This is a genomic window from Undibacterium pigrum (genome assembly GCF_003201815.1).
In the GTDB taxonomy this organism is placed as follows: Bacteria; Pseudomonadota; Gammaproteobacteria; order Burkholderiales; family Burkholderiaceae_D; genus Undibacterium; species Undibacterium pigrum.
In genome coordinates this window covers 285,152-308,212 of record NZ_QJKB01000001.1, presented here as the reverse complement: position 1 = coordinate 308,212, position 23,061 = coordinate 285,152, and the positions used below count along the sequence as shown (strand labels likewise).

Below are 23,061 nucleotides of genomic sequence, written 5' to 3'. Positions count from 1 at the left end.
GAATAGTGGGTTGGACTACTGAAGATCAAAGCGGGCATCAATCACTTCTGGTATTGCAGGCGCTATACCAGACATCTTTGCCAAAGCGAATTCTGCTATGGATTCGCGTAATAAACTTATACCTGCTCCGGTGCGAGCACTCAAAAAAACCCTTTGGATTTTATCATACTCGTCGAGCTCGACCGATGGTTCCAGGCCAGCCAAATCGATCTTATTCCACACCAGTATCTGTGGAATATGGTCTGCACCAATTTCTTTCAATACATGGTTGACTTGTTGAATCTGATCAAACCGCACTGGACTACTTGCGTCCACAACGTGCAATAACAAGTCTGCATGGATGGTTTCTTCCAGAGTTGCCCTGAAAGCCGCAACCAGTTGATGTGGCAATTCACGAATAAAACCAACTGTATCAGAAATCACTACATTTCCAGCATCGCCAAGATACAAGCGGCGTGACGTCGTATCCAATGTTGCAAATAACTGGTCGGCGGCATAAGCCCCGGCTTTGGTCATGGCATTGAACAAACTGGACTTGCCAGCATTGGTGTAGCCAACCAGAGAAACAGACAAGGTATTGCTACGGCCACGTGAACGTCGTTGAGTTTCACGCTGCTTATGCAATTTCTCCAGCTTTTGTTTGAGCATTTTTACCCGCTCGCCCAATAAACGACGATCGGTCTCCAGTTGCGTCTCACCAGGACCACGCAAGCCAATACCGCCTTTTTGTCTTTCCAGATGCGTCCAGCCGCGTATCAGGCGCGTCGCCAGATGTTGCAATTGAGCAAGCTCAACTTGCACCTTACCCTCGTGACTATGAGCGCGTTGTGCAAAAATATCCAAGATCAGACTGGTACGGTCAACTACCCTGACCTTCAGATGACGCTCAAGATTTCTTTGTTGCGCCGGAGAAAGTGCATGGTTAAATATGACAATTTCCAGCGCATTATCTGCTACAGCATTAGCAATCTCGTCCGCCTTGCCACTACCGACAAAAAAAGCGGCATCAGGACTGGATCGCTTACAGGTGATGGTTGTAACAGGCTCAGCTCCCGCAGATTGCGAGAGCAAAGATAATTCTTCCAGACTGGCGGCAAAGTCGTCCTTGCCGAAATCAACACCGACCAGAGCGGCGCGCATAGACGACTTCTTTGATTCAGTACTCAAAAATTACTCAGCCTCAGTCTCAGTGTTGATGCTAACTGCACGTGCTGGAACGACAGTGGAAATTGCATGCTTATATACCATTTGCGTCACGGTATTGCGCAGCAAAACCACATATTGATCAAAAGATTCAATATGTCCTTGTAACTTGATGCCATTAACCAGATAAATCGATACAGGAATATGTTCTTTACGCAGTGCGTTCAGAAATGGGTCTTGTAATAATTGCCCTTTATTGCTCATAACAGCTCCATTGTGTTGTTGTGATTAGGAGTTGGGGACTACTTATCAAAATACAAGTATTCCCAGAAGTTGATTACAAAGTAATGTAATCTATTTTTACTTTAAGTGCATATTCCTGCTTAAATTTCACCGCAAAAGAATATGCACCAAGCTGTTTTTTTACATTTTGATGCTTGCCTGCAAATTTACTTGGAGGTCTTGTCAAACGGATTCTTGCCTGAACGCATCTCAATTCTGAGTGGAGTGCCTGTCAGCGAGAAAGTCTCACGGAAATGTTTTTCCAGATAACGCTTGTAAACGTCGCCCACGGCTTCCAGTGCGTTGCCATGGATAACAATGATAGGTGGATTTTGCCCACCCTGATGGGCATAACGCAGCTTGGGACGGATTGAGCCCTTGCGTTTGGGTTGCTGATGTTCAACCGCTTCAATCAGTGCACGCGTCAGTTTTGGCGTCGACAAGTTCACCATCGCTGCTGCATAAGCGGCGTCGATAGACTTCATCAAAGGGGCTATACCAGTCGACTTCAGCGCCGAAATGAAATGGAATTTGGCAAAAGTCAGGAAATTCAGTTTGCGCTCGATATCCAGCTTGATCTCATCGCGCCTGTCGCTTTGCAAACCATCCCATTTATTGACGCCGACTACCAGAGCACGGCCAGATTCCAGAATAAACCCGGCGATGTGTGCATCTTGCTCAGAAATATCTTGCTGAGCATCCAGCAGCAACAATACAACATTGGCTTCGGAAACTGACTGCAGGGTTTTAACAACAGAAAACTTTTCTATTGCCTCAAACACCTTGCCACGACGACGGATACCAGCAGTATCAATCAATGAGTAATGCACACCATCGCGCTCGAAGGGTATTTCTATGGAGTCACGGGTAGTGCCAGGCATATCAAAGGCGATCACCCTTTCTTCACCCAGCAAGGTATTCACCAAAGTCGACTTGCCGACGTTCGGGCGACCAACGATGGCAATCTTGATGCCTCTGACATTGGATTCTGGCTCTTCCACTTCAGCTGGACGTTGAGCGAAGGCAATATCAACCATTTCTTCGACCAGATCCGCTACGCCATCACCATGGGCTGCGGAGATCACATAAGGATCACCCATGCCCAGTTCGTAAAAGTCTGCGGTGACCGAGGTGTACTTCATACCCTCAGCCTTGTTAACCACCAGCATCACGGAGCGGCCTGATTTGCGCAGGAAGTCTGTGATGGTTTTGTCATGCGGTGTCAGGCCCTGACGGCCATCAACGATAAATACAACAACATCTGCCTCAGCCACAGCCTGTTTGGTCTGTTTGGCCATTTCATGCATGATGCCTTCTTTGGCAACAGGCTCGAAACCGCCTGTATCAATCACCAGAAAAGGACGTTCACCCACACGACCTTCGCCGTAGTGCCTGTCCCTGGTCAAGCCAGGTAAATCTGCGACCAAAGCATCGCGTGAACGAGTGAGCCGATTGAACAGCGTGGATTTGCCGACATTAGGTCGGCCTATAAGTGCGATAACCGGCTTCATTATTATTACTCGGTTGCAAGAGCAACCACTGATCCTGATTTTGTTTGAACGATCAGTTTAGCATCGACCACCAAAGGCGCTGCTAAAATCTGACTACCATCGGTAGCAATACGTCCGATAAAAGAACCATCTTCCCTGGAGAGGAAGTGGACATAACCTGCGAAATCACCGACCGCTACTGCACGATCATATGAAATTGGTGCGGAAAGGCGACGATAGCTGAGTTTATCATTGCGCCAGGCACTTGCACCGCCATTGCGGGCATATGCATTAACAGCACCGGCCACATCTGCAGCAAAGACAAAGCGCTCATCAACACTGACGCCAACCTCACTGGACAGCGCCTTACCCCAGCGCAAAGCTCCCGTACCCACATCAAAACAGGCAACCCTGCCCTGATAAGAGCTTGCACATATGTCGCTACCCATGATGACAGGCGCGCCTGAAACGTCGGCAACGCGCTCCAGCTCAGTTGCGCCCTTAGGCTCACCAACTGTTGCTTCCCAGCGCAAACCGCCATTATTCAAAGCCAGGGCAGACATACGACCACCAGGCAAAGCTACGATCGCCTGCTGACCATTCATGACGATGCCTGGTGCCAGACGCAAAGTCAAAGGTGGCAATGGACGCTCTATCGACCATTTACGCTCGCCATTTTTCAAATCATAAGCACTGACCTTGTTGTCTATGCTGCGAACGACAACCAAACCCTGGCCGACTGCAGGCGCAGACAGAATTTCATTCGTGCTCTGTGCTTTCCAACGCAATTTTCCGTCCAGATCAAAGGCTAGAACCTGGCCTTTTTCTCCTGCAACGACCACAGATGTCGCATCTACCCCAACGCCAGCCGTCAGACGCATGCCTGCATTAATACGCCATACAGTACGGCCTGTCGCCACTTCTATCCGCGCCAGTGCACCATCAGCCGCAGCCACATAGACATTCGGACCATAGGCAGCAGGCGAAAACACATAATTGCCTGCAGTACCGATTGGGACAGTCCAGCTAGGCTTGATCGCCATTGTCGCCTTGATTTCACTCAGGACTGAGGGTTGATTTTTTGCGTCAGCTTTAGAAGAAAAAGGATTTAATGACGACAGCGTAGAACAACCGGTCAAAGCCAGAAATGCAGACGATACGACGAGCAGCTTGGCAGAAAATTGCATGTATGATTCCCCTTATTTACTAACAACTTTAGTATCTGTCGCGCCGCCAATGACATCCAGCTTCATTTGCAAAGCCTGACGACCTGGACTTTTTTCCGACATTTTCTCCAAAGCTGCCTTGTAAGCGGTACGCGCATCTTCGATTTTATTCTGGGCTACATAAATGTCACCCTTGGCATCGAGCACATCCGCATCGAATTGCGCTGGAAATGTACCGGCCAGGTGTTTCAGTCCATCATCGTAAGCTTTTTCATCGAGTGCGATACCTGCGAGGCGAATTTTTGCCAGCGCCTTATATTCTTCCAGCTTGGAGTTATCAGCTACCCATTGCAGCTGTGTCTTGGCCAACTTGAGGTCATTCGCATCGAAAGCACTTTTGGCAGCGACCAGGGCAGCCATATGCGCATAAGATGTACCTGAAAACTTGCTCTTCAAATCATCTGCTACAGCTTGCACTTTGGCATTGTCTTTTGCAACAACAAACTTTTGCATTTCTTCATACAACTGCGATGCATGTAAGGTTTGCCCGGCCTGGCGCGCTGTCCATGCAGTCCAGCCTGCATAGCCTGCCAGGATGATGATCAAACCCCAGGTTGCCAGATTGCCGTATTTTTTCCAGAGTGCCTTGAGATTATCTAACTGCTCTTGCTCTTCTAAATCGTATGCCATAGCGTCTTCGCTTATCTATGTTATTAATGTTATCGATACTATTAATGTGACCCGTGCAGATCAATGATGCACATGGTGATGATTTGGGTCATCACAACAATCCCCGTCTGCACTACCGGCGATTTGATCAACCAGGTAATCCACCGCTGTATCAAAGGGCACATTAACCTGATTATTTTCAGCGTCGCCTGCACGCAACTCTTTGACGCTCACCGTATTATTATTTGCCTCATCTTCACCGATGATGACTGCATAAGCAGCCCCACTGCCGTCAGCCTTCTTCATCTGCGACTTGAAGCTACCCACACCATTGGCAGTTGCGCAATGTAACACAACATCCAGACCCGCATCTCGCAAACGCTCACTTAATACCATGGCCTGCATTTGCGCTTCAGCCCCCTGATGCACAAGATATACATCGCACATTGCAGGCTGATGCACGTCACCCTTGGCTTTCATCAATTCCAGCAAGCGCTCTATACCCATGGCAAAACCACAGGCTGGCGTTGGCTTGCCGCCAAAAATACCAAACAGAGCATCATAGCGACCACCAGCACATACCGTCCCCTGAGAACCCAGATCATCAGTAACCCATTCAAACACGGTACGATTGTAATAATCGAGACCGCGCACCAGACGGGTATTAATAGTGAACGGGATACTATTGTGACGCAAAATCTTTTGCACACCTTCAAAGTGCGCCAGAGACTCAGCACCCAGATAGTCCAGCAATTTAGGCGCTGCATTGACCATTTCTTGCATGGCCGGATTTTTTGTGTCCAGAATACGCAAAGGATTTGTCAGCAGGCGTCGTTTCGCTTCTGCATCAAGAATATCCTGATGCTGCTCAAAATAAGCAATGAGCGCAGCCTTGTGCTGGTTTCTCTCTTCTGCATCACCGATGGAATTCAATTCCAGGCGCACATTGTCCAGGCCCAGATCATCCCAGAAACGCTGGCACATCATGATCAGTTCGGCGTCAATATCCGGACCAGTGAAGCCCAGCGCTTCCGCCCCCACCTGATGGAACTGGCGATAACGGCCACGTTGCGGTTTCTCATGACGGAACATAGGGCCGGTGTACCACAAGCGCCTTGGACCATCATAAATGAGATTATGTTCAATCGCAGAACGCACCACACCAGCAGTGCCTTCCGGGCGCAAAGTCAGCTTGTCACCGTTCATGGAATCTTCAAAGGAATACATTTCCTTTTCAACGACGTCAGTAACCTCACCCAAACCACGTGCGAACAAATTGGTGGGCTCAACGATAGGGGTACGGACTTGCTGGAAGCCATAACTCTTCAATACGGATTGCACGGTATTTTCAAATAACTCCCACAATGGAGAGTCATCCGGCAAAAGGTCATTCATCCCTTTCACACCAGCGATTTTTTCTGCTTTTTTTATTTCCGACATGCTTGCTACCTGATTTAATTATTTGTTACGCCATGCACCGGGGCATAGTGACTCTTGACATAGTCCAGCACAATTTCCTGGAACTCTTCTGCGATACGGTCGCCACGCAAGGTGAGCGCCTTGGCACCATCGATAAAGACAGGGGCAGCGGGTGATTCGCCCGTACCTGGCAAACTGATACCAATATTGGCATGCTTGGATTCACCCGGGCCATTAACGATGCAACCCATGACGGCGACATTCATATTCTCTACACCTGGATACTGGCTTTTCCAGACCGGCATCTGATTCCGTAGGAAACTCTGGATATCGTCAGCCAGTTCCTGAAACACCGTTGAGGTAGTTCTGCCACAACCAGGGCAAGCGATGACCATGGGAGTAAATTTTCGCAAGCCCATGGTTTGCAAAATTTCCTGGCCGACAATGACTTCCTTGCAGCGGTCACCACCTGGCTCCGGCGTCAGGGATATGCGTATGGTGTCGCCTATACCTTCCTGCATCAACACTGACAACGCAGCGGTAGATGCAACGATGCCTTTGCTACCCATACCCGCCTCTGTCAGGCCAAGATGCAAGGGATAATCGCAGCGCGCAGCTAACTCACGATAAACCGCGATCAAATCCTGTACACCAGATACTTTGCAGGACAAGATAATCTTGTCACCAGCCAGGCCCAGCTCTTCAGCTTTTTGCGCACTTTCAATGGCAGAGGTGATCAGTGCCTGATACATGACAGCCTGCACACTCCATGGCTCAGGACGCTTGGCATTATCATCCATGATGCGGGCCAGCAAAGCCTGATCCAGGCTACCCCAGTTAACGCCTATGCGTACTGGCTTATCGTAGCGGCAAGCCATTTCTATCATCTGGGCAAACTGGGTATCGCGTTTGGCGCCTTTCCCCACATTGCCAGGATTAATCCTGTATTTGGATAAAGCTTTGGCGCAATCGGGAAAATCATTCAGCAGCGTATGGCCGTTGTAGTGAAAATCACCTACCAGTGGCACATCTATGCCCATCCTGTCCAGCTGCTCGCGTATGGCTGGCACTGCGGCGGCAGCTTCTGCATTATTGACTGTGATACGCACCAGCTCAGAACCGGCTCTCGCCAATTCCTTGATTTGAATCGCCGTACCGATTGCATCTGCCGTGTCAGTATTCGTCATGGACTGCACGACTACAGGGGCACCGCCACCCACAAGAACTTCACGGGTGCCATATACCACCTTGGCAGAACGGGATGCGCGTCTAAGCTTGGGACCGGAACCGATTTCTGATAAAAAATCCGTCATCTTTACTTCACACTCATATTAATGACATTACTATCCTTGCCCGGTGCAATTCCCATAGATTTGCCACGCAACCAGCCATCTACACCAGCAGCGTTGCCTATCCTGAGTTGCAAGGCTTCTTTCATGTCAAACACCTCTTCAGTACCCGCTTTGGCCAGATGAGATGTCACGATTGTGCCATTTTCACGCTTGACCTGTATCCACGAATCTTGCCTGAACTTTAATTTAAGCTGATTATTACCAGAATCCACAGCCGACGTTACTGCAGGGACCAGAGGCACTACAGTCTGAGGAGGAGTAACAGCGGCATTCGATGCTGGTCGCTCATCCGGCACAACTTGTGCCTGACTGGCAACCTGATCCTGAGATTCAGGTTTATTCTCATTAACTGTTGCAAGCACAGTAGGCACAGCAGGAGTAGCAGGTTTTGGTATCACTTGCGTTACAACTGGCGCAGGCTCAATACTCTCAGCCACTTTTTCCGGCACCACTTCCACAGGCTTTTTAGTAGACTCAGAAGAAATCAGGCTCTTAAAATAATCGCTTTTTTCAAGCTTTTGCACGCCAAGGAAAATCAGGGCGCATGCCGCCAGCAAGCCAGCGCCAATCAGGTATTTTCGATTATTACTATCTTGCCGGCCAAGAAATGGCGTACGTGATTCCATAAACGGTGTAGCCAGCGTTGGACGCAAATCCGTCACCAAGCCTGTCACGCCCGCTTCTACAGGCAAGCAAGCGATAATTGGCGCAGGGTCAAGCTTGAGAAGTTTTGCGTAAGAACGCACAAAACCACGCACGATTACCATCTTGGGCAAATCATCAAACTGATTATTCTCCAGTGAGACTATCTGACGTTGAGATAACTTGAGCTGATCAGCAACTTGCTGCAAGCTTAAGCCCAACTGAATACGGGCAGCAGATAATTGTGAACCTGCAGTCTGCACTACAGATAATACCGTCTTGTGCTCGGACATTTCCTGAGACAAAGGGTCAACAGGCAAATTCGCTCCCGCTTCACTCATCAAAAACTCCACGTTGATACTGAGACAATTCTTTGGAATTAGGATGACGGCGGCGCAATTGAGTACCCAGGTTACTCACAGAGGCATCGTCACCCAATTTTTTGTCAATTTTTATAGCAAGCCACAGAACGTCAGCAGCCAACACATCAAACTTCAGCACGCGACCTATATAAAACCGCGCTTGCTTATATTCACCACGATCATAGAGTATCTTTGCGAGATTGGCATTAATAGCAGGATTGGCAGGCTCTTCCCGCAGACCCTGCATAAAATACCGCTCAGCACCAACTGCATCCTTCATGCGCAAACTACACAGACCTGCATTATTCAAGGCCTTACCTGGCGCAGCATAATTCGGATCCTTGATCGCCTTCTCAAGATAAGCCAGACCCTGGCTTTCACGTCCATTCAAACACAGGAACCAGCCGTAATTATTTCCAATATCATTATTGCCTGGCGAAAGTTTCAAGGCATGCAGGAAATTATCTTCTGCCAGTTGCTTCTCTCCCATATCCATGAAAATCAGTGCGCGCAGACTATATGCATCAACCAGATTTGAGGAAATCAGCAAAGCCTGGCGAATTTCTTCCAGCGCGACTTTGGGCTGACCTTGCTGGTAATAACCTATCGCCAGTTGCATGCGTATACCCGCACGCTTTTGAGCTTCCTGCTTTTCTACCGAAATATTTTCCTCTTGCCTCTCGCCTTCCAGGCGCTTGTTTGCACAAGCAGTAAGGCCCAGGGCCAATGCTAGCACCACACCCTGCAAACAGTATTGACGCATTTGAGAAATTTTCACTGAGTGATCTCCACGATCTTGCCAAAATTTTCGCCAAACTTCTTTTGATATTCCGCCATCTTTTGCATGCGCTCTTGCACACGCGTCCTGTCTTGCACTTCACCAGCCAACTGTCCACAAGCGGCATCAATATCATCGCCACGGGTTTTACGCGTCGTTGTTACCAAGCCCGCATCCAGCAAAATCTGTGCAAAGGCCTTAATGCGCGGATTGGCCGATCGCTTCAGTCCAGACTCCGGAAAAGGATTAAAAGGAATCAAATTAAACTTGCACGGCACATCACGCACCAGCTCTATCAACTCCCTCGCATGCGCATCAGTGTCATTGACACCATCGAGCATGCAATATTCAAATGTCACAAAGTCGCGCGGCGCAAACTCCAGGTAGCGCTTGCAGGCTGCCATCAATTCTTTTAAAGGATGCTTTTTGTTCAGCGGTATCAGGCTGTCGCGCAAAGCATCGTTCGACGCATGCAGTGACACAGCCAGTGCAACCGGACATTCTTGCGACAACTTGTCTATCATAGGCACAACACCGCTGGTAGACAGCGTCACACGACGACGCGACAAACCATAAGCATTATCATCGAGCATGAGACGCAAAGCAGTCACAGTTGGTTCAAAATTCAACAAAGGCTCGCCCATACCCATCATGACCACATTGGTGATCTGACGCTCGCCCTTGGGGCCGGGAGCAATACCTTTGGTCTTGCGCAATTCAAATTCTGCCATCCAGAGCTGGCCTATGATTTCGCCTACGCTCAGGTTGCGGTTAAACCCCTGCTTGCCAGTAGAACAAAAACGGCAATTCACAGCACAGCCTGCCTGGGTAGAAATACACAGGGTGCCGCGATTTTCTTCAGGGATAAATACGGTTTCTACAGCATTACCCTGGCCGACATCGACCAGCCATTTTCTGGTGCCATCTGTGGAAGTATGGTCACTGATTACGGCGGGAGCGGCAATCATCGCTCGCGTAGCGAGCTTCTCGCGCAGGGATTTCGCGAGATCTGTCATTTCATCAAACGAACTGGCACCAAACTGGTGTATCCAGCGTTGCAATTGCTTGGCACGAAACGGCTTCTCACCCAAGTCACCGCAATATGCGACGAGCTGCGCTGGATCCAGATCCAATAAATTTGTGAGTACCGTCATGATCTTCTCTTTCACACCTCATACAGCACCAGACCGTATGAGGCGTATATCTTAATTCTTTATTCTGTTACATGCAGACAAAGTCTGAATTAACGGGAATAAACGTTCAACGCTGGGAAGTAGTAAGCGATTTCCACAGCAGCTGTTTCTGGAGCATCAGAACCGTGAACAGCGTTTGCATCGATAGAATCAGCGAAATCAGCGCGGATTGTGCCTGCGTCTGCTTTCTTAGGATCTGTCGCGCCCATCAGGTCACGGTTTTTCAAAATTGCGCCTTCGCCTTCCAGAACCTGGATCATCACTGGACCGGAGATCATGAAATCAACCAGATCCTTGAAGAAAGGACGTGCGCTGTGAACAGCGTAGAAACCTTCAGCTTCAGCACGGGACAATTGCGCCATACGAGCAGCAACTACTTTCAGGCCAGCGCCTTCAAAGCGGCTGTAAATTTGACCGATGACGTTTTTTGCAACTGCATCAGGCTTAATAATAGACAATGTACGTTCGATAGCCATCTAAAAACTCCAATAAAAAGAAAGGGTTAAGAAAAATTTCAAGAATTCATCTAACCTTAGATTTTACCATGAAACCATCATCCCAGATATGTCTTTCAAGAAATACAATTGATTGCAGACTTTATCAATTATGCTTTTATTATCTGAAATAAGAATTTCATTGCATTAAGGCAAATCCTCAGCCCATCACCAACAATGACAGGGGATTTGTTCTTGCAAAATCTAGATCAGATCAAAAACTGCCATGGATTCCACATGAGAGGTATGCGGGAACATATTGACGACGCCCGCGCTACTCAGACGATAGCCAGCCTGATTCACCAGCATGCCAGCGTCCCTGGCAAGGGTTGATGGGCTGCAAGAAACATAGACGAGGCGCCTGGGCTTTAATTCAGGAGCAATCTCACCCAAATCAATCAAAGCCTGACAGACAGCCATAGCACCGTCACGTGGGGGATCAATCAAAAAGCGATCAAACTTGCCCAGCTTCACGAAATCTTGCGCTGTTATCTCAAACAGGTTGCGTGTACTGAACGATGTTTTACCTTCCAGCCCATTGTGCCTGGCATTTTCCAAAGCACGTTCAGTCAAGGCATCACTACCCTCGATACCCACCACCTCTTTCGCCAGAGTAGCGATAGGCAAGGTGAAATTACCAAGACCACAAAACAAATCGGCAATGCGCTCATCTTTTTGCACATCCAGCATGCGCAAGGCGCGCGCCACCAGAACACGGTTGATTTGATGATTAACCTGAGTAAAGTCGGTAGGCTTGAAAGGCATTTTCACACCAAATTCTGGCAGCAAATAATGCAATTCACTGCTTGCAGGATAGTAAGGCTCTGCAGTTTCCGGTCCCTTGGTTTGCAACCACCACTGCACCTGATATTGATCAGCAAATGCCTTTAACTTTACTTCATCATCCTTGGTTAAAGGTGCCATGATGCGCAATACCATGGCGGTAACACCCTCACCTATCGCCAGCTCGATTTGCGGCAATGCCTCAACAATAGAGAGCGAAGCCACCAGACCACGCAAAGGCATGAGCATGGCAGAGACATGCGCCGGGAGAATCTCGCAGGTTTCCATATTGGCGACATAGCGTGATTTTTTTTCATGAAAACCGACCAGTACCGTGCCTTTTTTTATCACATGACGCACTGACAGACGTGCACGATAGCGATAACCCCAGGTTGGACCAATTATGGGGCGCAGCATGATATCGGATTTAATCTTACTGATATGCCAGAGATTATCTTCCAGCACACGCTGCTTGATTGCCACTTGCGCATTGGCATCCAGATGCTGCATGGAACAACCGCCGCAAGTGCCAAAAAATTCACATTTAGGGTCAACGCGCTGGGAGGACTCGCGTACCATACTCATCATGGTCGCCGCTTCCCAACTGGCTTTTTTCTTGTAAGTGCTGAACTCCACCAATTCACCCGGCAGCGCACCATCAACAAAGACCACCTTGCCTGTGGTGCCATCTTCATTTTGCAAGTTGCCGACGCCACGCGCGTCCATATCTAAAGAGCGGATTTCTATTGTATTCATGGAAATTGGCGGCGCGATACATGCCACGCCGGAAGGAAGTGAGATTTAAAAGACGGAATTATAAGAGATGCGCGGACGCGCACCTCAAGAAATATGCAAATTGCTCAGCGAATGTGAATTAAAGTACGGAATCACGCCCTACGCCACGCGAGGCAAAAGAGCGTTTTAACTTGATCAAGGCTTCTTGCTGTATCTGACGCACACGCTCACGGGTGATACCCATTTCATCAGCGAGAGTTTCCAGTGTTGCAGGATCGTCATTATCCAGACCAAAGCGCCGCACGATAACAATACGTTGCTTATCTGGCAACTTTGATAGCCAATCCCTGACCAGTATCGTCATTTCATGCTGTTCAGCGCGAATATCTGGTGCATCGTCACTATCGCCAGGCAACATATCCATGAGACTGGACTGAGGATCATTGTCCAGTGGCGTATCCAGTGAGGTTGCATGCTCGGATAAAGTCAGAATATCCTGAACCTCATCCACCGGCCGGTCGACCAGCAAGGCGATATCCTCAAGTGCAGCATCCCGGCCATCACGCCTTTGCGATTCCAGATGGTACTTGGCCCGCAAGATCTGATTCAGCTCGCGCACCATATGCACTGGCAGCCGTATGGTCCTGGCCTGGTTCATAATGGCGCGCTCTATGCTTTGACGTATCCACCAGGTGGCATACGTCGAGAAGCGAAAGCCGCGCTCAGGTTCGAATTTGTCTATGGCATGCATCAAGCCCAGATTGCCCTCTTCTATCATATCGAGCAAGGCAACTCCACGATTGATATAGTGTTTGGCAATAGAGACAACCAGACGCAGGTTGTGCTCTATCATTTTTTGCCGGGCCTCAAAGTTACCTTGCTTGGCCAAAGTGGCGTAATGCAATTCCTCAGCAGAGGCAAACAAAGGGCGTGTACCTATCTGGTTCAGGTAATACTGCGTGGTATCGGTCGATAGTTCGGCCGCCAATACATTTTTCAACTCATCTATAGGTGCGACAATCAGAGCCGCCGGATCTTCACCTTGCTCATCCTGTCCCTCCTGAGCCAGGTCACCGACATCATCAGCCGAGTCAACCGCATCCCCAAGCTCAGGAGTCGAACGCACATCCTCATCTGATGCATCGGCAGGCATGTCCGACTCATCGTTGGTGGCAGAGTTTTCCAGCTTATAGGTGCTTAAATTGTTGTGCATGATCTGAGCTTAATTCACGAGTCCAGTATTTATTGCAAGCTGAACAAATTGTTTTTGAAAACGTCAATATCAATTCACCAATACCACTTTTACCTCTAAAGCACCAGCACAACAATACACGCCGGATTCCACATTACAACGACAACTTCATCAGGCGAATTAACGTGCCGGCAAATATCTTGCAGGGTCAACTGGCTTACCTTGGACCCGGATTTCAAAATGCAATTTCACAGTATCACTATCCGAATTACCCATTTCTGCAATTTTCTGCCCCTTGCTGATCGCCTGCCCTTCCTTGACCAGAATGGATTTATTGTGTGCATAAGCTGACAACAAATTGCTGGTGTGCTTGATAATCACCAGATTACCATAACCACGGATACCGCTACCCGCATACATGACCTTACCCGAGCCGGCTGCCAGTACATCCTGCCCCAGCTTACCACCAATGTCGAAGCCTTTATTCTTGACATCATCAAATGTCGCCAGGACTTTACCGTCGACTGGCCACATCCACTCCACATTATCGGACTCTGCAGGTGCCGACTCCGCTACTTTAACTGGCGTGATGACTTCTGCCTTGGTCACTGGTACGACCGCTGCCACTACAGTATCGCCTTTTTGCAACTCAGCCAGATTAGCTTCAGAATAAGGACGCTTGTCACCACGTGGCATCGTTTTATTGTTTGCCGGATTAACTGGCAATGGCCGTACTTCCACCCCTGGACTGGATACGATGCCCGAACCTGGCGTGGCCGAACTACCTTCTGGCGGTGCGACACGCAAAATCTGACCGACCTTGATGTCATTCGGGTTTTTCAAATCATTCCAGGCCACAAGGTCGCTGTAGCTCTGACCATGGTCAAGCGCAATCCTGTACAAGCCGTCACCACGCTTGACGACATAAGTGCCACGCGTATTATCTGGCGCCTTGACAACAGGTTTAACGATTTCAGGTGCCGGAATTTCAGCAGGACGAGACTCAATCCCGCGCTCTACGACAGGTGCCTTGTTCTGCAAATTTGTAGTAGTACATGCTGTCAGGCCTGCCAGTACAGTTAGTGCAAAACCTGTTTTTAATATATGCTGCATTTTCTTCATTTCTCTTTTTAATCCATTAAGCTCATTGTCATCGAGAATAAACTTAAATTACGCCAGAATGCAAAGGAACAAAATGGCAAGGCTCCAGTACCGAACTATTCCATTCATAGGTCGACACCCGCTCAATCAGTTGCAAAACCTGATTACGCCCACCAACTGGCGCAACCAGCCTGCCACCCACCCGTAATTGTTTCAGCAAGGTTTGCGGTACTTCTATTCCTGCTGCAGCCAGTATGATACCGTCAAACGGTGCCTGAGCAGGCAAACCAAGCATGCCATCACCGTAATGCAGCCTGATATTGGCGATGCGCATGGGGCGCAAATTGCTTTTTGCCAGCTCATGCAAGGCCTTGATACGCTCTATGGAATACACCTCTTTGACCATGACTGAGAGTACAGCCGCCTGATAACCGCAACCTGTGCCGATTTCAAGTACGCGCTCAAGCTTGCTACCATTACACATAATTTCTATCATGCGGGCAACAATATATGGCTGCGAAATGGTCTGATGATGCCCGATAGGCAGGGACGCATCTACATAGGCCTGGCTGGCCATGCCAGACTCCAGAAAAAGGTGGCGAGGCACAGCCTGCAAGGCAGCCAGCACTGTAGCATCCTTGACACCCTGTTGCGCCACACGCGCCACCATTGCCCGCCTTACGCCGTCTGACACCAGCGGGCCAGACAACAGGGATGGCGACAGACTGCCTGACACCGCACCCTGTGGCAAATGCATTTCCTGTGATTTTGCCAGCTTCGCCGCAGCGACACCACTCATGTGATGCGCAGCATTGCGCATGGCTGTTTGCGGCATGGCTGTATGCCTGTTGGTTCCACTGCTTGCTTTGTCTTTTTGATTGACGACAGAAGACAATGATAAGGGAAAGCGCTTGTCTTTGGCCGTCATGCAAAATCCATATCCAGATCAGCCAACTGTCGGGTGTTAGTCAAATCTATCTGCAAGGGAGTCACTGAAACAAAACGCCTGTTCGTCGTATCAAAATCTGTTCCTGCACTGGCATCACTGGCAGCGCCTGGTGGGCCTATCCAGTAGATATCCCTGCCATGCGGGTCTATCATATGGATAACAGGCTCAGAAGTATGACGCTTGCCTAGACGAGCCTTGCGTACACCCTGGATTTCTTCAAAGGGTAAATTCGGGATATTCACGTTCAACAAAAATGGGCTGGCAAGTCCGGCAAAGCCACGCTGCACCATTTCCAGCGCAATACGGGCAGCTGCATCAAGATGCGCCCAGCCTTTTTCTGTTTGTGAAAATGCAATCGCTGGTACGCCAAACAGAAAACCTTCAGTGGCAGCCGCTACAGTACCTGAATACAGGGTATCGTCACCCATATTCTGACCCTGGTTAATGCCAGAGACAATCAGGTCAGGCCGGTCTTTCATGATAGCCGTCAAGGCAATATGTACGCAGTCAGAAGGTGTACCATTGACGAAGTAAAAACCATTACTGGCACGTTGCACGCTCAATGGCCGGTCCAGCGTCAAAGCATTGGATGCACCCGAGCGATTGCTATCGGGCGCCACCACCGTCACCTCCGCAATCGACGCCATGGCCTCAGCCAGCACCACGATGCCAGGAGCCAGATAACCATCATCATTACTGATCAGAATTTTCATGCTTTGTATTCTACCTGATGCTGAAATATAAATTTCTACAGAGAACAGATTTTTACGGCATAATCACAAAATCAAACGGTCGTACTATTTTACGGAGACATCAAAATGAAAGCTGTTGTTTGCAAGGAATGGGGATTGCCAGACACTTTGGCGATAGTGGACTTGCCAGATCTGGTGCCAGCACCAGGCCAGGTTGCCATCAATGTCAAGGCAGCTGGCGTCAACTTCCCCGACGTATTGATCATACAAAACAAGTACCAGTTCAAACCTGAATTGCCATTTACGCCCGGCAGTGAATTGTCGGGAATAGTCTATGCCGTCGGTGAAGGCGTCAGCCATGTCAAAGCCGGCGACCAGGTAATTGCCTTTATTGGCCATGGTGCATTTGCGCAACAGGTTGTCGCTCCAGCCAATGCTGTCATGCCCATGCCGCCAGGCATGGACTTTGATACAGCCGCAGCGATCACACTGACCTATGGCACATCCCATCACGCCGTTGTTGACCGTGCTCAATTAAAAGCTGGAGAAACCTTGCTGGTGCTGGGTGCCGCGGGTGGCGTAGGCCTGGCAGCCATAGAAATTGGCAAAGCCCTGGGTGCGCGTGTGATTGCAGCAGCGTCTACCGATGAAAAGCTGGAGATTTGCAAACAGCACGGTGCCGATGCCACCATCAATTACAGCAATCAAGATTTGCGCGAAGCCATCAAGGCAGCAACTGATGGCAAAGGCCCGGATGTTATCTATGATCCGGTAGGCGGGATTTATGCTGAACCAGCCTTTCGCTCCATAGGCTGGCGTGGGCGCTATCTGGTAGTTGGTTTTGCCAATGGCGAAATACCAAAGCTGCCACTCAATCTGACTTTACTCAAAGGTGCTTCGCTGGTGGGCGTGTTCTGGGGCGAGTTCGCCAAACGCGAACCGAAAGCCAATCTGGCTGCCATGCGCGAATTGATGGGCTGGCTGCATGAAGGGAAAATCAAGCCACATATCTCAGGGCGTTACGCGCTCAGTGAAACACCGGCAGCATTGAATGACCTGGCAGCACGCAAGGTCACAGGTAAAATCGTGATACAGCCAGAAAGATAATCGAATAACAAAAAGGGCCTCGTCATTTTGAGGCCCCTCCGGTTTTATTGAAAAGGATGCCAGCGCGGTTAGCGATTGTTGGCTGCTTCACCCAGCCAATACCGGTTGACGTCCTTGATACCCCATTTGGCCGCATCTTCACGCGAAGCTATCTTGTCATTCATGCCTGGCCTGGATAAGTCTATCAACTCAGGCGCAATATAAGCCATCGCCTTGACAGAAAAGAACACCCTTACCTTGGGCAGCAACAGGGACTTGCCAACTTGTTGCTCAACCACGACAGCCAGTCGACCAGATTCCAGTTTGACCAGGGTACCAACAGGGAAAATGCCTATGCTTTTCACAAAGGCCTGGAATACTTTTTCGTCGAAATGGCCACTACTCCACTCTGCCATCTTGCGCAAAGACTCAGCTGGACACCAGCCCTGCTTGTAGGGACGGTCAGAAGTAATCGCATCATAGACATCACACACCGCCCCCATGCGAGCGAACAGACTGATTTCATCGCCCTTTAAACGTCTGGGATAACCAGATCCATCTATTTTCTCATGATGATGCAGACAAACATCCAGGGCCGCAGCGCTGACGCCTTTGGCTTCTTTAAGCATTTTATAACCAGCTACGGGATGCTCTTTCACTGAAACAAATTCAGCATCGGTCAGTTTGCCCGGCTTATTCAAGATGTCAGCATCTACCATCATCTTGCCTATGTCATGCAACAAGCCTGCCAGACCAGCTTCCCTGGTTTCTTCTTCAGTCAAGCCAAGCTGTTTTGCCAGCGCCACCATCAAGGCACAAACAGCAACCGAGTGCATGTAAGTGTAGTCATCCTTGGTTTTGAGTCTGGCAAGGCCGATCAATGCCCCGGGGTTGCGCATGACGGAGTCAGCAATTTCTTCCACCATGGTTTGTGCATTGCCGACGTCAACTGCCTTGCCCATGCGCGCTTCGTTAAACATGGAAAACACGGCTTGCTTGGATTTGCTGACAATGGCAGAGGCGCGCCCCAGCTCATCATCCATGGAAACAGCCGCAATTTGACGTGGTGCAGGTGCTGGCGCCGGTTCGGGGACAGCCTCGGAGACTGGCTCAGGTTCAGGCTCTGGTTCGGCCTGGGGTTTGACTTCAACTTCACGCAATACATCCAGGCCCTTGCTGACATCAATCCAGGCGTGGCGAATACGGGTTGCTTGTATCTTTTTTAACTCTTCCGCTTCTGACAACATGAAAGACTTTTGCCAGAAAGGTGTGTCTATCCAGGAACTGCACAGTTCCTGCACATACATACCAACCCTCAGCTGAGTGATTTCAATTTTCTTCAACATAGGCAGAAAGTGGTTATGAATAAGGCGACCTGATTTTAAAGGTCGGCACACCGATTATTCTACAAAGCTGCTCAGCAAGCCAGAGTTAAAAACAGTATCTTACAAAGTTTTTCCTTCGGGCAATTTTTTCAACAAATTCATGGGACGAAAAAAATCCTGCATGCCTTGATTGGCAATGAAACTCAAATTATATGGATGCTCGGCGCAAATTTGTTGATATGCCACAGCTTCTGACATCGCACGCAATTGCTCCGCTATTTTCCCCCACAAAACCAGCACTGTGGCGGGCAGACTGCGCTCTTGTTGATATTGATGCAAAGCGGACAAGACAGTTTGCAAAAATGGTTGCCAGGCTTTCGCGTCTTTTACTGGCGCAGTATCTTCACGAAAAATCAGGCTGGCATTCAAGAGCAAAAATCCTTGCGCGATGAGATTGCCTTGCAAATCATCCAGAGTTTGTATAAACGCACTATCAGGCTGACGCGCCTGGCTTGCCACATCCGCCATGGCTTGCCCGGCAGTTGCCTCTTGATGCAAGTGCCCTGATGCCACCAATAGCATCTTCATGAAATTGCGCAAAGAAGTAGCGCGATTCACTTTTTTGGACAGGCCACCATCTGCATCATCCGACCACAAGCTTTTAACTGCACCATCCATGAAGCAATAACCAGTCGCACTGTCAGAGCGCGGATATGGCCCCTCTCCCATCAGGATGTAACGCACATCATCCATGGGCATGGAAAAGGCAGCAAACAACCTTGCCTGATTTGGCAGGTAGACTGAGTTCTTCAAGCCTGGCAAATAATTTGGCTGTGCTGCATACACCTGTTGCAATCCAGCCTCTATCACCGGACGCCACGAAGGATGCGCCGCTTTAATGGACATGAGCACATCTTCAGGACAAACACTTTGCCAGGCCATCATTGCTGACCGCCTGGCATGGTCGCCGGGAGTGAAGCCGTCGGCAAGCCCGGGGTTACCATAGGCGGTGGTGGACTACTTACAGGACCACCAGGTGCCTCATTGCGTTTAGGCGGAGGAAAAGCCACAGGCGCTACCTGCGGCGGCACAGTAGCACCAGGATTCAAAGACGGGATTTGCACAGCGCCATGCGTCATTTCTGGCAACTGTGGTAAATCGACACGGCGCATGATGCCAGATTCTGACACCATGACATATTGTGCATGAACTTCTTTGAGGGTCACACCGGGAGCAATTTCTTTATTCATTGCCACAGCCAGGGCAGGCTTGCCATTGGCGCTAATGATGGCAAGACTCTTTTCTTCTCTTTTGGCCAGAACTATACCCTTTAACTGGTAATTGGTAGCACTGGCCTGCATGACCTGGCTGGCACCAAATATGCCACCCCACTGCCCTGCTCCAGGTTCATAACTGCCTTGCTGGAACACTGCAGCAACTGCCCTGGCCTGGGGCTTGAACAAGCCCAAACCCCAAAAGCTCAGAGACGCACAAAGTGCGATAAACATAAGAAAAGTCACAAGGACAGGTAAGCGTTTCATTTTTATCCTTTTTAGCGTACCAACTGATTTATTTCTATGATAGGCATCAATACTGCCAAAACAATGAGCAAGACCACAATACCCATGGTCAATATCAGAACTGGCTCAAGCAAGCCAGCCATGGTCAGTGCTCTGCGTTCCAGGTCTTGTTCCTGGGTATTTGACGCCCGTTCCAGCATGGCTGGCAATTCACCGGTTACTTCGCCTGCGCGTATCATGTGTATCAGCATGGGCGGGAAGTGCTTGTGCGCCGACAAGGCACGTGCAAGGCTGACACCTTCCCTGACGCTGGCCGTTGCCTCTTCCACCTGGGACCGCATGGCAACGTTCGAGAGAGTTTCGCGACTGGTTTGCAAGGCCTGCAAAATTGGCACGCCAGAACCGGTAGTGATTGCCAGGGTACTGGCAAACCTGGCGGTGTTTAAACTGCGTTCAAACTTGCCATACAGTGGCGCACTCAATAACCAGCGATGCCAGCGCATCTTGAAGTCAGGGTTACGCAAAGCCAGTCGCCACAAAGAAAAAGCGCCGACTGCGAGTATGGCAACTATCCAGCCATAGGCTCGCACAAAATCAGAAATCGCCAGCATGACCAGCGTCAGGAAGGGCAATTTTTGCTTGGTATTGGCAAATACAGAAACAATTTGCGGCACTACATACGTCAACAGGAAAATGACAATCGCAAAAGCCACGACAGTCACAATCGCCGGATAGGTAAACGCCAGCCTGACTTTTTGCACCAGCGCATTACGTCTTTCTATGTAATCAGCCAGCCGTGACAAGACGCGCGACAAATGACCGATATGCTCACCCGATGCCACCAGCGCGCAATAGATATCTGCAAAGTCATTGGGATGCTGTTTCAGCGCATCAGAAAGGGAATTACCCGCCATCACTTCTGAACGTATGGAGCCAACCAGATCACGCACATAAGTACGTTCGGCCTGCTCCAGCAAGGCGGACAAGGATTGCTCCAGAGGCAGTCCAGCTTCCAGCAGGCTGGACAACTGACGCGTAAACAAGGCAATTTCTACTGTCGACAAACGGTCGCCAAAAAAGGCCGCCTTGCGCTTGCCACCCGCATCCATCTGGCTGGCGATAGACTCAACGCTGACTGGCACCAGGCCCTGAGCGCGCAAATCACTGCGTGCCGACCTGGCACTATCTGCGTTCAGTACACCCTTGCTGGTATGGCCTGCAGTATCAACCGCCTCATATCGAAATGCTGGCATGCCCTTATTCCTTCGTCACGCGCAATAACTCTTCTGGTGTGGTGACACCAGTTTTCAGCCAGCGCTGGCCGTCTTCGCGCATGGTTTTCATACCATCTGCCTGCGCAGCAGCACGTATTTCTGCTTCGGCAGCTTCATGATGTATTTGGGCACGAATGGCATCGGTAGTTTCCAATAACTCATAGACACCAACACGCCCCTGATAACCAGTGTGACCGCAATGCTCGCAACCCACTGCATGCCATGTACCTTCTTTTTCAACACGGCAATGCGTACATAGTTTCCTGACCAGGCGCTGTGCAACAACGCCCAGCAAGGATGAAGATAACAGGAAAGGTTCTATCCCCATATCCAGCAAGCGCGTGACTGCTGCCGCAGAATCATTGGTATGCAGGGTTGCCAGCACCAGGTGACCTGTCAGCGAAGCCTGCACTGCAATTTGCGCTGTTTCCAGATCACGGATCTCACCTATCATGATGACATCAGGATCTTGTCGCAAAATTGCCCGCAATGCCTTGGCAAAAGTCATTTCGATTTTTGCATTGACCTGGGTCTGGCCTACGCCAGCCAGTTCATACTCGATAGGATCTTCTACCGTCAAAATATTGGTGGTACCTGCATTCACCCGCGACAAAGCTGCATACAAGGTCGTGGTTTTGCCAGAGCCGGTTGGGCCTGTTACCAGCACGATGCCATGCGGCTGCGCAATCAATTTATCGAATTGCGTCAACACATCGGCACTCATGCCCAGGTGTCCCAAATCCAGACGCCCGGCTTCCTTGTCCAGCAAACGCAGCACTGCACGCTCACCATGCCCGGTTGGCAAGGTAGAAACCCGCACATCAACCGGCTTGCCACCTATACGCAAAGTGATACGGCCATCCTGCGGCAAACGCTTTTCGGCAATATCGAGTTGCGCCATGATCTTGATACGCGAGATCAAGGATGCATGAATGGCTTTCTTGGGACGTACTACGTCGCGCAAGGCGCCATCCACACGGAAACGCACAACAGAAATTTGCTCAAACGGCTCGATATGAATATCCGACGCACCATCGCGCAAAGCCTGTGTCAGCAATGCATTGATCATGCGTATTACTGGCGCATCATCTGCTGACTCCAGCAAGTCTTCGATGGCTGGCATGTCCAGCATGAGCTTTGCAAGATCAAGATCAGACTCAACCTCACCGACCACATCGGCAGCATCTCCGCCCGAGCCCGCATAGGCCCTGGCAATTGCCTCAGCCAGTTCAGCATGTGGCAACATCAGCAGTTTGACTTTACCAAACTTGCGTCCGACTTCGGATATTGCTGCTGATGGCGTCATTTTGGAAATCTGGATTTCAACGACGCCATTGACGACAGCATTGTCCCTGACAGCCAGCACAGAGAAATCTCTGGCAAAACCATAAGGTAATAAACGATGATCAAGCAT

At 49.7% G+C, this 23,061-nt stretch carries 22 protein-coding genes; 1 reads left to right on the top strand and 21 read right to left on the bottom strand.

All coding sequences use genetic code 11. The features are described from left to right. Positions 1–15: 15 nt before the first annotated feature. The 16 genes from hflX to surE form a co-directional block, all read right to left on the bottom strand. On the bottom strand, positions 16–1,140 hold the full coding sequence (gene hflX, locus DFR42_RS01445) for a GTPase HflX (protein ID WP_110253170.1): 1,125 nt from the start codon (positions 1,138–1,140) through the stop codon (positions 16–18). 30 nt (positions 1,141–1,170) lie between these two features. Further along, positions 1,171–1,407 carry an RNA chaperone Hfq gene (gene hfq, locus DFR42_RS01440; protein ID WP_110253169.1) on the bottom strand — a complete coding sequence of 79 codons (237 nt, stop codon included), beginning with the start codon at positions 1,405–1,407 and terminating at the stop codon, positions 1,171–1,173. Between the two features lie 185 nt (positions 1,408–1,592). Further along, positions 1,593–2,936 (bottom strand): ribosome biogenesis GTPase Der, encoded by a 1,344-nt coding sequence (der, locus tag DFR42_RS01435; RefSeq protein ID WP_110253168.1) that lies wholly within the window; start codon positions 2,934–2,936, stop codon positions 1,593–1,595. A 5-nt stretch (positions 2,937–2,941) separates the two neighbouring features. Next, positions 2,942–4,102 carry an outer membrane protein assembly factor BamB gene (gene bamB / locus DFR42_RS01430; protein WP_110253167.1) on the bottom strand — a complete coding sequence of 387 codons (1,161 nt, stop codon included), beginning with the start codon at positions 4,100–4,102 and terminating at the stop codon, positions 2,942–2,944. Positions 4,103–4,114: 12 nt separating this feature from the next. After that, the gene (locus tag DFR42_RS01425) at positions 4,115–4,771 is read right to left on the bottom strand and encodes a YfgM family protein (RefSeq protein WP_110253166.1); all 657 of its coding nucleotides are present in this window, start codon (positions 4,769–4,771) and stop codon (positions 4,115–4,117) included. 60 nt (positions 4,772–4,831) lie between these two features. Then, positions 4,832–6,190, bottom strand: coding sequence for a histidine--tRNA ligase (gene hisS, locus DFR42_RS01420; protein ID WP_110253165.1), 1,359 nt, complete (start codon positions 6,188–6,190; stop codon positions 4,832–4,834). A 14-nt stretch (positions 6,191–6,204) separates the two neighbouring features. Continuing rightward, a complete protein-coding gene (gene ispG / locus DFR42_RS01415; protein WP_110253164.1) occupies positions 6,205–7,482 on the bottom strand; it encodes a flavodoxin-dependent (E)-4-hydroxy-3-methylbut-2-enyl-diphosphate synthase in 1,278 nt (425 codons plus the stop codon). A 2-nt stretch (positions 7,483–7,484) separates the two neighbouring features. Next, complete coding sequence (locus tag DFR42_RS01410) at positions 7,485–8,504, bottom strand: RodZ domain-containing protein (RefSeq protein ID WP_110253163.1); 1,020 nt, start codon at positions 8,502–8,504, stop codon at positions 7,485–7,487. Beyond that, complete coding sequence (gene pilW / locus DFR42_RS01405) at positions 8,497–9,303, bottom strand: type IV pilus biogenesis/stability protein PilW (RefSeq protein ID WP_245936788.1); 807 nt, start codon at positions 9,301–9,303, stop codon at positions 8,497–8,499. The genes DFR42_RS01410 and pilW overlap by 8 nt, the downstream gene beginning before the upstream one ends. Beyond that, complete coding sequence (rlmN, locus tag DFR42_RS01400) at positions 9,300–10,460, bottom strand: dual-specificity RNA methyltransferase RlmN (RefSeq protein WP_110254185.1); 1,161 nt, start codon at positions 10,458–10,460, stop codon at positions 9,300–9,302. Before rlmN ends, pilW begins: the two co-directional genes overlap by 4 nt. A gap of 86 nt (positions 10,461–10,546) precedes the next feature. After that, entirely contained in the window at positions 10,547–10,972 is a 426-nt protein-coding gene (gene ndk / locus DFR42_RS01395; protein WP_110253161.1) for a nucleoside-diphosphate kinase, read from the bottom strand. 222 nt (positions 10,973–11,194) lie between these two features. Beyond that, complete coding sequence (gene rlmD / locus DFR42_RS01390; protein ID WP_110253160.1) at positions 11,195–12,529, bottom strand: 23S rRNA (uracil(1939)-C(5))-methyltransferase RlmD; 1,335 nt, start codon at positions 12,527–12,529, stop codon at positions 11,195–11,197. Between the two features lie 118 nt (positions 12,530–12,647). Then, positions 12,648–13,661: an RNA polymerase sigma factor RpoS gene (gene rpoS, locus DFR42_RS01385; RefSeq protein ID WP_110254184.1), complete on the bottom strand. Its 1,014-nt coding sequence runs from the start codon at positions 13,659–13,661 to the stop codon at positions 12,648–12,650. 219 nt (positions 13,662–13,880) lie between these two features. Beyond that, entirely contained in the window at positions 13,881–14,822 is a 942-nt protein-coding gene (locus tag DFR42_RS01380; RefSeq protein WP_110253159.1) for a peptidoglycan DD-metalloendopeptidase family protein, read from the bottom strand. Between the two features lie 43 nt (positions 14,823–14,865). Continuing rightward, the gene (locus DFR42_RS01375; protein WP_110253158.1) at positions 14,866–15,729 is read right to left on the bottom strand and encodes a protein-L-isoaspartate(D-aspartate) O-methyltransferase; all 864 of its coding nucleotides are present in this window, start codon (positions 15,727–15,729) and stop codon (positions 14,866–14,868) included. Then, positions 15,726–16,463 (bottom strand): 5'/3'-nucleotidase SurE, encoded by a 738-nt coding sequence (gene surE / locus DFR42_RS01370; protein WP_110253157.1) that lies wholly within the window; start codon positions 16,461–16,463, stop codon positions 15,726–15,728. Before surE ends, DFR42_RS01375 begins: the two co-directional genes overlap by 4 nt. 105 nt (positions 16,464–16,568) lie before the next feature. Between surE and DFR42_RS01365 the strand changes: the two genes are divergently transcribed. Then, positions 16,569–17,549 carry an NADPH:quinone oxidoreductase family protein gene (locus DFR42_RS01365; RefSeq protein WP_110253156.1) on the top strand — a complete coding sequence of 327 codons (981 nt, stop codon included), beginning with the start codon at positions 16,569–16,571 and terminating at the stop codon, positions 17,547–17,549. A gap of 68 nt (positions 17,550–17,617) precedes the next feature. Here the strand turns inward: DFR42_RS01365 and DFR42_RS01360 are convergent, their stop codons facing one another. The 5 genes from DFR42_RS01360 to gspE form a co-directional block, all read right to left on the bottom strand. Next, entirely contained in the window at positions 17,618–18,874 is a 1,257-nt protein-coding gene (locus DFR42_RS01360) for a cyclic di-GMP phosphodiesterase (protein ID WP_110253155.1), read from the bottom strand. Between the two features lie 99 nt (positions 18,875–18,973). After that, positions 18,974–19,759, bottom strand: a complete 786-nt coding sequence (locus tag DFR42_RS01355; RefSeq protein WP_245936787.1) for a uracil-DNA glycosylase family protein — start codon at positions 19,757–19,759, stop codon at positions 18,974–18,976. Positions 19,760–19,794: 35 nt separating this feature from the next. Next, a complete protein-coding gene (locus DFR42_RS01350; RefSeq protein WP_110253154.1) occupies positions 19,795–20,394 on the bottom strand; it encodes a type II secretion system protein N in 600 nt (199 codons plus the stop codon). Between the two features lie 11 nt (positions 20,395–20,405). Beyond that, positions 20,406–21,626, bottom strand: a complete 1,221-nt coding sequence (gspF, locus tag DFR42_RS01345; RefSeq protein WP_110253153.1) for a type II secretion system inner membrane protein GspF — start codon at positions 21,624–21,626, stop codon at positions 20,406–20,408. A 4-nt stretch (positions 21,627–21,630) separates the two neighbouring features. After that, positions 21,631–23,061, bottom strand: a complete 1,431-nt coding sequence (gene gspE, locus DFR42_RS01340) for a type II secretion system ATPase GspE (protein ID WP_110253152.1) — start codon at positions 23,059–23,061, stop codon at positions 21,631–21,633.

Bases quoted from the DNA above. Each gene is read 5' to 3' on its own strand.
- hflX (WP_110253170.1), bottom strand. From the start codon at position 1,140: ATGCGCGCCGCTCTGGTCGGTGTTGATTTCGGCAAGGACGACTTTGCC.
- hfq (WP_110253169.1), bottom strand. From the start codon at position 1,407: ATGAGCAATAAAGGGCAATTATTACAAGACCCATTTCTGAACGCACTG.
- der (WP_110253168.1), bottom strand. From the start codon at position 2,936: ATGAAGCCGGTTATCGCACTTATAGGCCGACCTAATGTCGGCAAATCC.
- bamB (WP_110253167.1), bottom strand. From the start codon at position 4,102: ATGCAATTTTCTGCCAAGCTGCTCGTCGTATCGTCTGCATTTCTGGCT.
- DFR42_RS01425 (WP_110253166.1), bottom strand. From the start codon at position 4,771: ATGGCATACGATTTAGAAGAGCAAGAGCAGTTAGATAATCTCAAGGCA.
- hisS (WP_110253165.1), bottom strand. From the start codon at position 6,190: ATGTCGGAAATAAAAAAAGCAGAAAAAATCGCTGGTGTGAAAGGGATG.
- ispG (WP_110253164.1), bottom strand. From the start codon at position 7,482: ATGACGGATTTTTTATCAGAAATCGGTTCCGGTCCCAAGCTTAGACGC.
- DFR42_RS01410 (WP_110253163.1), bottom strand. From the start codon at position 8,504: ATGAGTGAAGCGGGAGCGAATTTGCCTGTTGACCCTTTGTCTCAGGAA.
- ndk (WP_110253161.1), bottom strand. From the start codon at position 10,972: ATGGCTATCGAACGTACATTGTCTATTATTAAGCCTGATGCAGTTGCA.
- rlmD (WP_110253160.1), bottom strand. From the start codon at position 12,529: ATGAATACAATAGAAATCCGCTCTTTAGATATGGACGCGCGTGGCGTC.
- rpoS (WP_110254184.1), bottom strand. From the start codon at position 13,661: ATGCCTGCCGATGCATCAGATGAGGATGTGCGTTCGACTCCTGAGCTT.
- DFR42_RS01380 (WP_110253159.1), bottom strand. From the start codon at position 14,822: ATGAAGAAAATGCAGCATATATTAAAAACAGGTTTTGCACTAACTGTA.
- DFR42_RS01375 (WP_110253158.1), bottom strand. From the start codon at position 15,729: ATGACGGCCAAAGACAAGCGCTTTCCCTTATCATTGTCTTCTGTCGTC.
- surE (WP_110253157.1), bottom strand. From the start codon at position 16,463: ATGAAAATTCTGATCAGTAATGATGATGGTTATCTGGCTCCTGGCATC.
- DFR42_RS01365 (WP_110253156.1), top strand. From the start codon at position 16,569: ATGAAAGCTGTTGTTTGCAAGGAATGGGGATTGCCAGACACTTTGGCG.
- DFR42_RS01360 (WP_110253155.1), bottom strand. From the start codon at position 18,874: ATGTTGAAGAAAATTGAAATCACTCAGCTGAGGGTTGGTATGTATGTG.
- DFR42_RS01355 (WP_245936787.1), bottom strand. From the start codon at position 19,759: ATGTCCATTAAAGCGGCGCATCCTTCGTGGCGTCCGGTGATAGAGGCT.
- DFR42_RS01350 (WP_110253154.1), bottom strand. From the start codon at position 20,394: ATGAAACGCTTACCTGTCCTTGTGACTTTTCTTATGTTTATCGCACTT.
- gspF (WP_110253153.1), bottom strand. From the start codon at position 21,626: ATGCCAGCATTTCGATATGAGGCGGTTGATACTGCAGGCCATACCAGC.
- gspE (WP_110253152.1), bottom strand. From the start codon at position 23,061: ATGCTTGATCATCGTTTATTACCTTATGGTTTTGCCAGAGATTTCTCT.